13 protein-coding genes are annotated in these 12,722 nt (G+C 33.9%); all 13 read left to right on the top strand.

Annotated elements, in window-relative coordinates:
• Positions 1-22: 22 nt before the first annotated feature.
• Positions 23-523 carry a flagellar protein FlgN gene (locus tag ACIP9C_RS20960; protein WP_401014140.1) on the top strand — a complete coding sequence of 167 codons (501 nt, stop codon included), beginning with the start codon at positions 23-25 and terminating at the stop codon, positions 521-523.
• 33 nt (positions 524-556) lie between these two features.
• Positions 557-2,104, top strand: a complete 1,548-nt coding sequence (flgK, locus tag ACIP9C_RS20955; RefSeq protein WP_401014137.1) for a flagellar hook-associated protein FlgK — start codon at positions 557-559, stop codon at positions 2,102-2,104.
• Between the two features lie 45 nt (positions 2,105-2,149).
• The gene (flgL, locus tag ACIP9C_RS20950) at positions 2,150-3,064 is read left to right on the top strand and encodes a flagellar hook-associated protein FlgL (RefSeq protein WP_401014134.1); all 915 of its coding nucleotides are present in this window, start codon (positions 2,150-2,152) and stop codon (positions 3,062-3,064) included.
• Between the two features lie 79 nt (positions 3,065-3,143).
• Positions 3,144-3,707, top strand: a complete 564-nt coding sequence (locus ACIP9C_RS20945; RefSeq protein WP_401014131.1) for a DUF6470 family protein — start codon at positions 3,144-3,146, stop codon at positions 3,705-3,707.
• 17 nt (positions 3,708-3,724) lie between these two features.
• Positions 3,725-4,168: a flagellar assembly protein FliW gene (fliW, locus tag ACIP9C_RS20940; protein ID WP_401014128.1), complete on the top strand. Its 444-nt coding sequence runs from the start codon at positions 3,725-3,727 to the stop codon at positions 4,166-4,168.
• Positions 4,168-4,386, top strand: a complete 219-nt coding sequence (gene csrA, locus ACIP9C_RS20935) for a carbon storage regulator CsrA (protein ID WP_401014125.1) — start codon at positions 4,168-4,170, stop codon at positions 4,384-4,386. Before fliW ends, csrA begins: the two co-directional genes overlap by 1 nt.
• A 186-nt stretch (positions 4,387-4,572) precedes the next feature.
• Entirely contained in the window at positions 4,573-5,385 is an 813-nt protein-coding gene (locus ACIP9C_RS20930) for a flagellin N-terminal helical domain-containing protein (RefSeq protein ID WP_401014123.1), read from the top strand.
• A 97-nt stretch (positions 5,386-5,482) separates the two neighbouring features.
• Complete coding sequence (locus tag ACIP9C_RS20925) at positions 5,483-7,186, top strand: motility associated factor glycosyltransferase family protein (protein WP_401014120.1); 1,704 nt, start codon at positions 5,483-5,485, stop codon at positions 7,184-7,186.
• A 10-nt stretch (positions 7,187-7,196) separates the two neighbouring features.
• Entirely contained in the window at positions 7,197-7,541 is a 345-nt protein-coding gene (locus ACIP9C_RS20920) for a hypothetical protein (protein ID WP_401014117.1), read from the top strand.
• Positions 7,541-8,752, top strand: a complete 1,212-nt coding sequence (locus tag ACIP9C_RS20915; protein WP_401014114.1) for a motility associated factor glycosyltransferase family protein — start codon at positions 7,541-7,543, stop codon at positions 8,750-8,752. Before ACIP9C_RS20920 ends, ACIP9C_RS20915 begins: the two co-directional genes overlap by 1 nt.
• A 140-nt stretch (positions 8,753-8,892) precedes the next feature.
• Positions 8,893-9,855 (top strand): UDP-N-acetylglucosamine 4,6-dehydratase (inverting), encoded by a 963-nt coding sequence (gene pseB / locus ACIP9C_RS20910; protein WP_401014290.1) that lies wholly within the window; start codon positions 8,893-8,895, stop codon positions 9,853-9,855.
• Between the two features lie 133 nt (positions 9,856-9,988).
• Entirely contained in the window at positions 9,989-11,587 is a 1,599-nt protein-coding gene (gene aepX, locus ACIP9C_RS20905; RefSeq protein ID WP_401014112.1) for a phosphoenolpyruvate mutase, read from the top strand.
• Positions 11,588-12,721: a phosphonopyruvate decarboxylase gene (gene aepY, locus ACIP9C_RS20900; protein WP_401014110.1), complete on the top strand. Its 1,134-nt coding sequence runs from the start codon at positions 11,588-11,590 to the stop codon at positions 12,719-12,721.
• The last annotated feature ends 1 nt before the right edge of the window (position 12,722 follow it).

The following is a 12,722-nucleotide window of genomic DNA, read 5'->3' as shown; positions in this document are numbered from 1 at the left end:
TACAGAAAGGGTGCTTAGTAATATGACTGTAGAAACAATTTGTTCTACATTAACAATATTAGAGAGAATGCATAAAAGCTTACTCGAACTAGCCTTTAGAAAAACAGAAATTATTAAAGCTGGCGATATCGAAGCACTAGACCAAATGCTCAAGGATGAGCAGGCACATGTAGCGGCCATTGATAAGCTCGAGCAACAGCGTCAGGTACAGGTAACCGAATACCTTGGAGCAAAAGGAATTGCTTCAACTGACACATTGTCTGTTGCTGATGTCATCGAGGCTGCTGAACAAGAAGTTGAAAAAGAAGCACTTTCAGCTGTTCGCAATCGACTAATGCTAATCATCAACGATTTACGCAAACAAAACGAACTCAATCAAAAATTGGTATTCCAATCATTACAATTTGTCAATCTTACATTAGATGCGCTACGCCCACGCCCAGAGCAAATGAATTACTCTGGTCGTGAGGTACGTGGTACAAACACAATCGCAAAAAAATCGTACTTCGATTCTCAAGCATAGTTCTTTTAATTGTTACTAAAGGGAGGAATAAAGATGCGCTCAACATTTATGGGCTTAGAAACAAGTAGAAGCGGTTTGTTTACTCAGCAATCTGCTTTATATACAACAGGTCATAATATTTCAAATGCCAATACACTTGGTTACTCACGCCAACGAGTAAACATGCAAGCTACACCAGGTTTTCCAACGGCAGGCTTAAACACGCCAAATTACCCTGGACATATGGGAACAGGGGTAGAGACAGGTTCCATTCAACGTATTCGCGATGAATTTATTGACCGTCAATACCGTCAGGAAACAAATAAGCTAGGTTATTGGGAATCACGTTCAAATGCAATATCCCAAATGGAAGATATAATGGACGAACCTTCTCAGTATGGTTTAAACGCAGCATTAGAACAGTTCTGGAAAGGTCTGCAAGATGTTAGTACCGGTCCGGAAAATGCGGCATCACGTAAAGTGGCTATTGAACGTGCCAACCATTTAGCAGAATCATTTAATTATATCGATACGCAATTAAAAACAATTCAAGGCAACTTAGGTAACGAAATTAGTGTTTCGACAAACCGCATCAATTCATTACTAAAGCAAATTGCTTCTATTAATAAGCAAGTGCAAGAGGTTGAGCCAAATGGTCATGTTCCAAATGATTTATATGATGCTCGCGATGTGTTAATCGATGAATTAAATAGTTACATCCCGGTCTCAGTTGAACGAGTTCCTTCTGGTGGGCTTGCTTCTAGTGTAGCGGAAGGCAGTGTAACCATTACATTTAAGCCATATGGCACGAACACAGCTATTAAATTAGTGAATGGTAAAGATGCTGCGAGCATCGAAGTAAATAGTGGTGCTACACAAATTGATGGAACGGATTTATCGAAAGTATTTACGAGCATCAATGTAACTGGCACAGGTACAGCAGATTCAGGAACTATTACATATGACCAGTTAGAGCCTGGCAAAGGTAAATTATTATCATTAATCAACTCTTATGGATATCAAGATGGGGCAGATGTTAAAGGCTATTACCCAGAAACGATGGCTAGCCTTGATAAACTTGCCTCTGAATTTGCAAATGTCTTTAATACAATGCATAAGCAAGGGTATGATTTAACTGGTGCTCAAAGCACAATCGATTTCTTTGAACCAATTGATAATACAAAACCGATGTCAGCTGGAAATATTAAAGTGAATGCTGACCTTTTGAAAGATTCTTCAAAATTGGCTGCTTCGAGCAAGCCAAATGAAGAAGGGAACGGCAAATGGGCACTTGAGCTTTCAAATATCCAATCAAAAGTTCAAGCGAATTTAGACGGCGCAACATTTAACTCATTCTATCAAGGAATTATTGGTAAGCTCGGTGTCGACGGAGAAGAAGCAGCGCGCTTAAACGGAACTTCTGAAACTCTTCTTGTGACAATTGGCAACAGCCGTGCTTCAATCACTTCAGTATCGCTTGATGAAGAAATGACGAATATGATTACATTCCAGCAAGCATATAACGCAAATGCACGTATGATTACCGTTATCGATGAAACATTAGACAAAATCATTAATGGCATGGGCCGAGTAGGAATTTAAATAAAAACTAATTGAGTACGACTAAAGGAAGGAGCTTTTACAAACATGCGCGTAACACAATCCATGTTATCGAATAACATGCTTCTAAACTTAAATAATAGCTACGGAAAAATGTCGAAGCTACAAGATCAAATTAACTCTGGCTCAAAAATAACGAGACCATCAGACGATCCAGTTATAGCTGTAAAAGGGATGGGCTATCGACGAGATTTAGGTCAAGTTGAACAATATTCACGTAATATGAATGAGGTCAATAACTGGCTAGATACATCTGACGAATCATTAAATCAAGTAGGCGAACAGATGAAGCGAGTTCGTGAACTTGTAATTCAAGCTGCGAATGATACAAATACACCAGATGAGCGAGCGAAAGCGAAAGCTGAAATCGACCAAATTCGTCAACAAATTCAAGATGTAGCGAACACAAAAGTGGGAGATCGCTATATTTTCAGTGGTACAAAAACAGGACAGCCATTATTTGTAAATGGCACACTTAACAATGCAAATGTCAATTCTGAAGATGTTAAGGTTGAAGTATATGATGGTATTCAGATGACAGTGAATACTGCTGGCATGGATTTATTTAAAAGTGTTGATGATATGATGGGCAAAATTTCAGATGTTCTAGACCCGAATAGAATTCCACTTGCTACAAGTGACGAAATCAGCTCATCATTAGGTGGTGTTACAAGTACAAGCACTGACGATGACATTACAACAATGCACAATAAAATTCTCGAAACGCAGGCGGATGTTGGTGCACGCCAAAATCGTGTGGAATTAATGGAAAACCGCTTATCTATTCGCGAAATTAGTGTGACGAAGCAATTATCGAATAACGAAGACGTTGATTATTCAAAAGCTATTACAGAAATGGTAACATCAGAATCAATTCATCAGGCAGCATTATCTGTTGGCGCTAAAATCATTCAACAATCTTTAGTAGATTTTATTAGATAAATACAATTGATTTTTCCGCTAATAAATCCAAGCGTTTGAACATTTTGTTCAGACGCTTTTCTTGAAAGGAGAGGTGTACATGAGACTCCCGCAAATCCAAATCCGCACAACAGATGCACAAATTGACCTTAATATTTCCAAACCACAGCAATACATTAAACAGCCAAGTGCTACGCAGCAGATTGAACAGCCTGCTGCAATACTTGATATTAATACAACACGTGGTGTCTTGAAAATTGATTCATCCCAAGCAAGACGTGACTTAGGCTTAATTGGACCATTAGAATCAAGTGCAAATTATGCGCAAAAAGGTAAGCAAGAGGCAATCAAGGGTATGGTACGAAGAGCAAGAGAAGGCCGACAAATGATGGAGGCAGCTGGCAAGGATCAGGGAAGAGCAACTATCCAAAATATTGCTAAACAAAATCATGGCCCCCACCGTGTTCAATTTAATGTGAAATTTGTACCATCTGTTGGATCTGTTAAAATTGACTACACACCAGGTACAACTGACGTCAATATTCAACGAAGAGAACCAATAATTGACGCACAAGTGAACAAACCCATCCATGAATACACACCGGGTAAAGTAACTGGTACAATGATACAAAGACCAGATGTTGACATTGACGTCATCGTTTAAAGGAGTGCACGGAAAATATGAAAATTGCTACTAAATTTTTAGGTGAAGTCGAAATATTAGAACAAGATATCCTGACTTTTGAACATGGCTTATTAGGACTTGAAGAAGAAAGAGAGTTTGTTTTATTACCGATTGATGCCGACCTGCCACTTGCATTACTACAGTCTGTTCAGCACGTAGAAATAGGCTTTGTCGTTGCCTATCCTTTTGCTTTCAAAAAAGATTATAGCTTTGACATAAGCGAAGAAGATCGAGAACAATTACAAATTGACAAACAGGAGGATGTTCTAACGTATGCCATTGTCACAATGAAAGAAACATTCCAAGAATCTACTATAAACTTATTAGCACCTGTTATTTTAAATATAGATAAAAAACTTGGGAAGCAAATCGTTTTACAAGATAATAAAGCCTTTCCATTACGCTATCCAATGATGCCATTGGAAGGAAGTGCGAAATAATGCTAGTACTATCACGTAAAAAAGACGAGTCTATTATGATAGGCGACCAGATCGAAATAAAAATATTAGCTGTGGAAGGTGACCAAATTAAACTTGGTATAGTTGCGCCTAAAACAGTAAAAGTACATCGTTCGGAAGTTTTCGAAGCTATTCAAGCGCAAAATAAAGAAGCACTTGCTTCATCTTCGACTTTTTTAGATCAGCTGAAGAAAAAATAGTAGTCTTCTGAAGCTTTAAATCTATTACATAAAAAAATAAAAAAACTTTAAAAAAACTATTAAACTTTTCCAACTACTAACGATATATAGATTGTAGGGTAAGGGAAGTACTTACATACAACCTAAACCGACAATATTCCACACGGATGTGGAATAACAAAACAAACATTCAAGGAGGAATTCCAAATGAGAATTCAACACAACATTTCAGCTTTAAACACACACCGTAACCTTTCTTTCAACAACACTGAAGCTTCAAAAAATCTTGAAAAATTATCTTCTGGTTATAAAATCAACCGTGCTGGCGATGACGCTGCAGGTTTAGCAATCTCTGAAAAAATGCGCGGACAAATCCGTGGTCTTGATATGGCAACTAAAAACGCTCAAGACTCAATCTCTTTAATCCAAACTGCTGAGGGTGCTCTTAACGAAACTCACTCTATCTTACAACGTATGCGTGAATTAGCAGTACAATCTGCAAACGATACAAACGTAACTTCTGACCGTGGGGATTTACAAAAAGAAATAAACGCATTATCTGAAGAAATTACACGTATCTCAACTGATACAGAGTTCAATACTCAAAAATTACTAAATGGTTCATTTAAAGCTAAAACTTTCCATATTGGAGCTAATAAAGGTCAAACAATCAATTTAACTATTGGTAATATGGCAGCATCTTCATTAAAGGTTTCTAAAATTAGTATTTCTAGCCAACCTAACGCGAACAATGCTATCGATACTATTAACAAAGCGATTACTTCGGTTTCAGATGCACGTTCTAGCTTAGGTGCTGTTCAAAACCGTTTAGAGCACACAATCAACAACTTAGGTGCAACATCTGAAAACTTAACAGCTGCTGAATCTCGTATCCGTGATACAGATATGGCAAAAGAAATGATGGGCTTCACTAAGAACAATATCTTAATGCAAGCTGCTCAATCGATGTTAGCGCAAGCTAACCAACAACCACAAGGCGTTCTTCAATTATTACAATAATTGATTAACTCTTAAGTTAAAATAAAGGAATCTGTCTTTTGGCAGATTCCTTTATTTTTTTTATTTTAGGACGATAATAGATAGGAGGTGGTTAAATTTGAGTAAATATAATATCGAATATGTATTAACTAATAACAATTTAAAAACAATGAGAGTAAATAATTTCTTTTTACATAGTAAGTATAATCCTATTCAAGAAGCAAAGAGAATTGTAGAAAAAGAGTTTGAACCCAATTTCGTTCATGTAGTTTTTGGGTATGGTTTAGGTTATATTATTGATGAAATGAAAAATAAATTAAGAGAAAATGATAAGTTGATTGTTATTGATCCTTTTTTTAAGGAGTTTAACAAAGAATTAATAGATGATAAAATTGAATTTACTCTTATTGAAGAGATAAAAAGTGAAGTTATTGAAGGGGTCGTATCCTCTAAATTAGGAAATTTTAGTAAACAAGTAAAGGTAATATGCTCACCGAATTATGATAAAATCTTAAAAGAAGAATACCTGATTGTTTTAGAAAGCATTAAAACAGTGCAACGGCTTCAACAAGTTGGAGAAAATACGATAAGACAATTTTCCCTAGACTGGCAGGAGAATTATGTACATAATATTTTGCATTCATATATGAATCATTCTTTAAAAGAATTAAAACAACTCTATGATTGTCCAATTATCGTAATCTCAGGCGGCCCATCTTTAAAAAAGCAGATTTTTAAGTTGAAGGAAATAAAAGATAAAGTTATTACAATTGCCTCTGGATCAACTATTAATTCTCTATTACATCATGGAATTGAACCTGATTATGTCGTTTCTATAGATGGAGGAATAGCCAATTATAATCATTTTAAGGAAATTAGCAATATAAAGTCCCAATTGATTTTTGGTTTTAGTAGCCATTATAAAATTCAGGAAATATTCCCAAACGAAAAATATGCTTTTCTAGATACTGGAGATAGTGAATTTCAAAATTACTTAAATAATGTATTTAACATAGATGTACCACTTATTGCAGGTGGAGCATCTGTAGCAAATTTTGCTTTTACAGTAGCTTGTTATATGACGAGCGGACCAATTGCTATTATTGGACAAGATTTGGCTTATACCGATAATAAATCTCATGAAGATAGTAATAAACATTATAAAGAAATAGATGAATCATATAAGAAGAGCCGTGGGATGTTTGAAATAACAGGATACTATAAAGATAATGTTTTAACAGACTATGCATTTTTACTTATGAAGAAGGATTTTGAAATGCTTAATAGGCAAATTCAACATCCATCGCCAATATTTAATTGTACAGAGGGTGGGGCAAAAATAGAAGGAATGGAACAAATGCCATTCACTGTATTTTGTAATTCATTTATTAATGAAGAAACTAATATAAAGTTAAATAGCCAATCTAAACCGCAATCACAAGATATTGATCTCTTAATTGGAAAAATGCAAGCTGAGATAGAGATTTATAATAAGATTATTAGAGAGATTCAAATTGGTTTAGCTAAATTAATTAGCAATAAATCGAATATAATATTTGAAAAAAGCGTATTAAGAGAATTAGATAAAATAGACAAATTGTTCAAAAAATACAAAACAATGACTGCAATGAATCATATATTTGATCCTATTACACTGGATGTCCTGCGTAATTATGAACCAGTACCGAATGAAAGTAATCGAGCAACTTATGAAAGAGTATTCAATCAAAACAAAGAACTTTATTCAAGACTTTTAGAGGCTTTTAAAGTTTCAAAACAATATGTTTTAGATGTAATAAAAAACACAAATAAATTAATGTGAGGTTACAATAATGAATGAACTTTTAAACGATACAATTATTAGTTTTAATGAATATGTGGAGAGATTACCTGAGGGATGTATGATGATTGCTAATAATCTTCGCGATGATCATATTGCAGAAGCTCTTAACCATATCCGAGATTTTTCAGAAGGTGCAGGTTGGATAGTGGAAGCAAGTAGGTTGTTAAAAGAAAATAATGTGGCTATTACCCTCGATATGACAAAGATTGTAGATTATTTATCGGAAATAAATGATGGGTTGTCAATTGGTGATTATAATTTGGTTGCAGATTTATTTGAGTATGAGATTGTTCCTTTCTTTTCAGATGTTGAATTAGGAACTTCTAAAAATTAATGCAATTTGAAAAAATAGAAGCGCGGGATGGAAATACCACATTAAAGGTTAATAATATATTGGTATATAGTAAGTATCGGCCGATTACAGATGCGGAAAGGTTCATTGAAAATGAGTTTAATAATGACAATCCAGGATACTTATTAATCGGATTAGGATTAGGCTACCATCTACATGCTTTATTAAAACTAGTTACTAATTCGAAGCCAATTTTTGTTTATGCTTTGGATAGACAAGAAATAGACTTATATGAGTCTATTTCTGTTAATGAAAAATTGCCGAGCAATGTTACTATTACAACAGATATTAGAAAAATTGCTATTGCAAATGATTATCAAATTATTATGCCACATGTTTGGCTGCAAGTAATGGATAAGCATCATCCACTATATTATTTGTTAACGGATATTAAAATGAAGCAGATATCGTATAAACGCTTCTCTTCAATGATGAAAATGAACTTTAAAGAAAATATTCAGCAACAAAGTTTCGCGTTACAACATTTTAAAGAAAGGTTAAAGCAGAAAGAGTTTTCGTGTCTAATTGCTAGTGGGCCCTCTTTAGACGTTACTAAAAAGTGGTTAAAAGTTGTTAAAGAAAAGGCATATCTACTATGTGTAGGGTCTGCTTTGAAAGTACTATTGAAAGAGGGAATTGTTCCAGATGGGGTCATTATATCGGATTGCCAACCAACAATTATCAAACAAATAAATGATTCTGGATATACTGGAGGACTCTTCTTTTTAAGTACTGCAGATTTTAACACGGTAAGGTCGCATAAGGGAGATAAATATATATTATTACAAAAGGGATATGAACTAGCAGAACAATACGCTAAAAAAATGAATTATCCATTGTTAGAAACGGGTGGTTCAGTAGCTACTACTGGCTTTAGTTTGTTGGAGTATCTAGGGTTTAAGTCAATAGTACTGTTTGGTCAGGATCTAGGATTTACGGATGAATATACACATGCAACTAATTCTACCTCTGGAAGAAATCTATCGAAAGACGAGCAATTTATAGAAATAGAGTCCAACTCTGGAGTACCTATTAAATCATTGCCAAATTTATATAGCTACTTAACATGGTTCAATCGAAATTGTAAAGAAAGTAAATGTTATGTATATAATACTGCTGAAAATGGGGCTAAAATAGAAAGTGTTCCATTGATAAACGAAGAACAACTTTATAAACTTATTAAAAACTCATAGATTTATGAGTTTTTCTTTATGATTTGAAAAATTTGTCGATATATATCATATAAAATTTAAGAAGAAAATATATAATTTTTATTTTTCAATAATACTCTATATGACTTTAATCGCTTATATAAGATAGGAGTTTTAAAATGATGTCGTTAAATAATAAAACCGTGTTAGTAACAGGTGGTACAGGCTCTTTTGGTAAAAAGTTCATCGGAAAAGCACTTACATTAGGTGTGAAAAAAGTGATTGTTTTTAGTCGCGATGAGCTAAAACAATATGAAATGAAACAAGAGTTCCAAGATGATCGCATTCGCTTCTTTATTGGTGATGTGCGAGATAAAGACCGTTTATATCGCGCATTTGATGGTGTGGATATTGTCATTCATGCAGCAGCTATGAAGCATGTTGATGCATGTGAATATAACCCGTTTGAGGCGGTAAAAACAAATATTCATGGTGCACAAAATATTATTGAGGCTGCTATTGACCGCGGTGTTGAGAAAGTAATTGCACTTTCAACAGATAAGGCTTGTAGCCCAGTGAATCTATATGGTGCAACAAAATTAGCTTCTGATAAATTATTCGTTGCTGCTAATGCTTATGTCGGAGAAAAGAAAACTAGGTTTTCAGTTGTACGCTATGGCAATGTAGTTGGTAGTCGCGGTAGTGTAGTACCATTTTTCAAAAAGATCAAAGATACAGGGAAGTTACCTATTACAGATGAGCGTATGACACGTTTTTGGATTACTCTTGATCAAGGAGTACAATTCGTATTAGATAATTTAGAGCGCATGTATGGTGGAGAAATCTTTGTACCTAAGATACCTAGCATGAAAGTAACAGATTTAGCAAAAGCGATTGCTCCAGATTGCAAAATAGAAATTATAGGAATACGTCCTGGTGAAAAGCTTCATGAAGCGATGATTATGGAGGATGATGCTCGTCATACATGTGAATTTGATACATATTATGTTATTCAACCAGAGTTTTCATGGTGGTCAACTCAATATGGAAATAATGGTAAAAAGTTACCTGATGGCTTTGAATATACAAGTGATAAAAATACCGATTGGTTAAGTATTCAGGAATTAAAAACTTTAATTAATTAGCCAAAAGATTTATTCAAATGAATGGAAGAACTTATACAAAAGTCTAACTCAAATAATTGAGTAACAATTATATTATTTCTTAAAATTTCTATATTCGATATATTTAAAATAAATAAAGATAAGAGGAATCATTGTGAAAAAGACTACACAGTTAAAAAACATGTTACATTCAAATCAATTAGAATTTTTAATGGAAGCTCACAGTGGGTTATCTGCAAAAATAGTAGAAAATGCAGGTTTTAAAGGAATCTGGGCGAGTGGTTTATCGATTTCAGCTACACTTGGGGTACGAGATAACAATGAAGCTTCATGGACACAAGTATTAGAAGTAATTGAATTTATGAGTGATGCAACAACTATTCCTATTTTACTAGATGGAGATACTGGATATGGAAACTTTAATAATATGCGCCGATTAGTACGGAAATTAGAACAACGAGGCATTGCTGGTGTATGTATTGAGGATAAGTTATTTCCAAAAACTAATTCATTTATTAATGGTGAAACACAACCTTTAGCTGATATAGATGAATTTTGTGGGAAAATTAAAGCGGCTAAAGACGCGGCTACAGATCCAGACTTTGTTATTGTTGCACGAGTAGAGGCATTTATCGCTGGATGGGGATTAGAAGAGGCATTAAGACGTGCAGAGGCATATCGTCAAGCTGGTGCAGATGCTATTTTAATGCATAGCAAAAAAGCAAATGCTTCAGAAATTCAAGCATTTATGGAGGCATGGGACAACCGTCATCCTATCATAATTGTACCTACTAAATATTATTCAACACCAACTGAACATTTCAATGAGTGGGGGGTAAGTACAGTTATTTGGGCTAATCATAATGTTCGTTCCGCAATTACAGCAATGGAACATACAACGAAACAAATCTTTGAAGACCAAAGTTTAATGAATGTAGAAGGAAATATAGCAACTGTCAGTCATATATTTGAACTTCAAGGTGCAGATGAATTAAAAGATGCTGAGAAAAGATATTTACCAACTTATGGTCAAAATCTAAAAGCGGTCATTTTAGCTGCAGCTAAAGGTGAGGGATTTAATGAATTAACGGAAGAATTACCAAAGGCTCTTCTTCCAGTAAATAATAAGCCTATATTAAATCATTTAATTGAATTATTTAACGATACAGGTATAAAAGATATTACTGTAGTAAGAGGTTTTGGTAAGGATTACTTTAATCAATCTAATATACAATTCGTAGATAATGAAAATCATGCTAAAACAAAAGAAATTTATTCTTTAAATTTAGCTCTAAAGGAGTTAAAAGGTAATGTATTGATATCCTATGGGGATATTCTTTTCAAGTCGTATGTTTTAAATGAGCTATTAACTTCAGAATCAGATATTACTATTGTTGTCGATGCTGATGCGGAATATAAAAATAAAGGTTATCAAGATTATGTTGTTACCTCTGAAGAATATAATAAGAAAAAGTTTAATCAGGAAGTTATTTTAAAAGAAATGTCAAGTGAACTGGCTAGTGATGGAATCCATGGTGAATTTATTGGGTTGTGTAAATTTTCTGAAACAGGATTAGAAATGTTAAAAACAACAATATCTAAACTAGCGCAAAATCGTGAAATTGAAACACTTCGCCTAAGTGAAGTGTTAAGTGATATTGCAAAATCGCAAGAAGTAAAAGTAAAGTATATTCGTAGTTCATGGATAGACATTGATGATATTATTGAATTAAAAAAAGCAGGTGAAATGTAGATGTTGTCAATGGATAGTTATGGTGAAAAATTAGAAGAATTAGGCTTTGATTTTTTTTGTGGAGTTCCATGTTCATTTTTAAAGCCGATGATTAATTATGCAATTAATAAAGATCAATTTGTTATGGCCGCTAATGAAGGAGATGCTGTAGCCATTGCTGCTGGGGTTACTTTAGGAGGACGAAAAAGTGTATTTTTATGTCAAAACTCTGGTTTAACTAATGCTGTATCTCCATTAACTTCTTTAAATTATACATTTGAAATCCCTGTACTAGGGTTTGTGAGTTTGCGTGGTGAGTCTGGTGTTAATGATGAGCCTCAACATGAATTAATGGGAACAATAACAGATAAAATGTTAGATATAATGCAAATAAAAAACGAAGTATTATCATTTAATGAAGATGAGGCAATTGCACAATTAGTTAGAGCTAATGAAATTATTGAAAATGGACAATCTTTCTTCTTTATTGTTAGAAACGGTACTTTTGATGCAATGCAATTAGGAAAACAACAAAATGTTGCATCAAAAGAAAAGAATATAAAATTGAGCGTACGTGAAAAAGTTGAAACAAAACGCCTAGAAGTACTGACTGAATTACATAACATCATTGATAAAAAAACAGTTTTACTTGCTACAACAGGTGTAACTGGGAGAGAGCTATTTGAAATAGGAGATTTAGAAAATCAATTTTATATGGTTGGATCTATGGGATGTATTAGTTCAGTTGGACTAGGTTTAGCTTTAGCGAAGCCTGATATAAAAATAATCGTAATTGATGGAGATGGGTCTTTATTAATGCGTATGGGTTCATTGACGACAAATGGTAGCTATGCTCCTAAAAATTTATATCATTTACTTTTAGATAATGGTCTACACGAGTCAACAGGCGGACAAAAGACAGTTTCTTCAATTGTAGACTTTGTGAAGATAGCTGAAGGAGCAAACTACGATCAGGTTGATCAATTAAATTCTTTAAAAGATTTAAATGACTCGATTCATGGTTGGAATCGTAATATGAAATTAACATTTGGTTATTTCAAAACGACAAAAGGTATTAAGGAAAATTTAGGGCGACCAACTATTTCTCCTGTAGAAGTTAAAAACAGATTTATGACATACTTAAAGGAGAATTAAT

Source organism: Lysinibacillus sp. NPDC093210 (genome assembly GCF_044753985.1).
GTDB lineage: Bacteria > Bacillota > Bacilli > Bacillales_A > Planococcaceae > Lysinibacillus.
The sequence above is the reverse complement of the archived record's forward strand: the minus strand, read 5'-3'. Positions and strand labels throughout refer to the sequence as shown.